The organism is Psychrobacter sp. GW64-MNA-CIBAN-0177 (assembly GCF_040309585.1).
Lineage (GTDB): Bacteria > Pseudomonadota > Gammaproteobacteria > Pseudomonadales > Moraxellaceae > Psychrobacter > Psychrobacter okhotskensis.
Genome location: NZ_JBEOOY010000320.1, coordinates 1 through 264, shown reverse-complemented (window position 1 = coordinate 264; position 264 = coordinate 1). Strand labels below are relative to the sequence as shown.

Here is a 264-nt window from a genome sequence, read left to right as displayed (position 1 = left end):
CATTAAACCGTGTAGTGCACCTGATGGTTCATTACGATGACAACAACCAAATTCAGCCATACGAAGTGGTAAATCACGGTACGATTTTAAACCCTGGTTAAAGATCTGCACGTGTCCTGGGCAGTTCATTGGTTTAATCGCGTATTCACGCTTTTCAGACTCAGTGGTAAACATTGCTTCTGAATATTTTTCCCAGTGACCTGATTTTTCCCAAAGTGAACGGTCCATCATCATTGGACCTTTTACTTCTTCGTACTCATATTC

General features: G+C 41.3%; 1 protein-coding gene. It reads right to left on the bottom strand.

Annotated features, from left to right (window positions below):
* A partial coding sequence (locus AAEY79_RS15265) for an aminoacyl--tRNA ligase-related protein (protein ID WP_352289339.1) occupies positions 1 to 264 on the bottom strand: 264 nt, incomplete at both ends.